The organism is Dysosmobacter segnis (assembly GCF_014297285.1).
Classification (GTDB): Bacteria; Bacillota; Clostridia; order Oscillospirales; family Oscillospiraceae; genus Oscillibacter; species Oscillibacter segnis.
The window spans coordinates 1-850 of sequence record NZ_JACOQI010000105.1; the positions used below are offsets into that span (position 1 = coordinate 1).

1 protein-coding gene is annotated in these 850 nt (G+C 48.8%); it reads right to left on the reverse strand.

All coding sequences use genetic code 11. The features are described 5' to 3' along the window. Positions 1 to 850: IS110 family RNA-guided transposase (locus H8Z83_RS19255; RefSeq protein ID WP_187016500.1), on the reverse strand; the 850-nt coding region annotated here is incomplete at both ends.

Consider the following 850-nt stretch of genomic DNA (forward strand, 5'->3'; position numbering starts at 1 on the left):
GTTGGTACGGTTGTCCATCCCGGAGGACAGCGAAGATCACAGCGGTCATCTTTCTGCTGACATGACCAATCACATTCATGTAATGCAGACCTTCGGATATTTTCTTTTCGTAATAGGTTTGAAACATCGGATCACGATGCACTGCTACCGTGGACGCCAACCAAATGGCACGACGTAAATAAGGAGATCCCCGCTTGGACATACGATTCTGGTTGCTCTTAAATTCGCCGGACTGCTTCACGGATGGATCAAGTCCTGCGTAAGCCAACAGTTTATCGGCAGAAGAAAAGCGAGTAATGTCACCGATCTCGCTTAAAATTGTTGCGGCGAGAACAGTCCCAACTCCCGGTATAGAGGTTAAAGGGTTATTAAACTCTTGGAAGAATATGGATATCTGTTTTTCCAGAGAATCTGCCTGTGCAGTTAAAGACAGGATCTGCTCAAGGAACATCCCAAGCAACGTGGAATACACGCCGCCGCTGTCATCGATCCCAAAGCTGCTGCAGGCGGCCTCTTTCAGTTGATGGGCCTTCCACTCGCCAAAATGTCCGTTGCTGCTTTCCATAAGGAGATCCGTCAGTTTCCTGAGATTTGCATTTTTCACTTTTTGGGGTGTAGAGTATTTGCTTAGTACGGCAATAGAAGCCTTGCTGAAAACAGAATCAAAGAGGGATTCGTACTCCGGAAATATTCTGTCCAATAAGGCAATCAGCTTCCGCTTCAGATCAGCGGCCATGTCTACCAGATAGGCGCGGCTGCGGCACAGCTCTCGCAGAGCCAGGATTTTGTCCTGAGGCACGTTGCTGGCTTTGCAGCGGCCAAAGCGGACAAGGTCCGCAATGATGAGTGA